The 419-nt window shown below is 41.8% G+C and carries 1 protein-coding gene; it reads left to right on the forward strand.

Going from position 1 to position 419, the window contains the following annotated elements; genetic code table 11:
* Positions 1 to 197 precede the first annotated feature (197 nt).
* Positions 198 to 419, forward strand: a 222-nt coding sequence (locus A6R74_RS10630) for an ATP-binding cassette domain-containing protein (RefSeq protein WP_121499384.1), incomplete at its 3' end; no start/stop codon positions are given.

A 419-nucleotide genomic window follows, 5' to 3' on the forward strand; every position in this document is an offset into this window, starting at 1 on the left:
TAATATAAAAATCATAAAAAACATGTGCTTATGTTTTTTATTGGGTTTAGGGAAGATGCGATAAGTATCTTTGTAAACATTGGGTATTTAAGTTTAAATAGATAATTCTTTGGACTAATGTCTAAAGCTAAACATTGGATGCCGATACTTTTAGCCGTTTTACTGCTCTTATTAGACCAAAGAAGGATATAACAACGATGGCTAACATTACGCTGGAAAATGTGCAGAAACGCTTTGGGGAAGAACGGGTGATCCACGGTGTGGATATCGAAATTAACGATGGTGAATTTGTCATTCTGGTGGGGCCTTCCGGCTGCGGTAAGTCCACGTTGCTGCGCATGATTGCCGGGCTCGAGTCGATCAGCGACGGTAATGTGAAGATTGGCGGGACGGTGGTGAACGATATGTCACCCAAAGCG

The sequence above is a fragment of the Halomonas sp. ALS9 genome, from assembly GCF_001651035.1.
GTDB lineage: Bacteria > Pseudomonadota > Gammaproteobacteria > Pseudomonadales > Halomonadaceae > Vreelandella.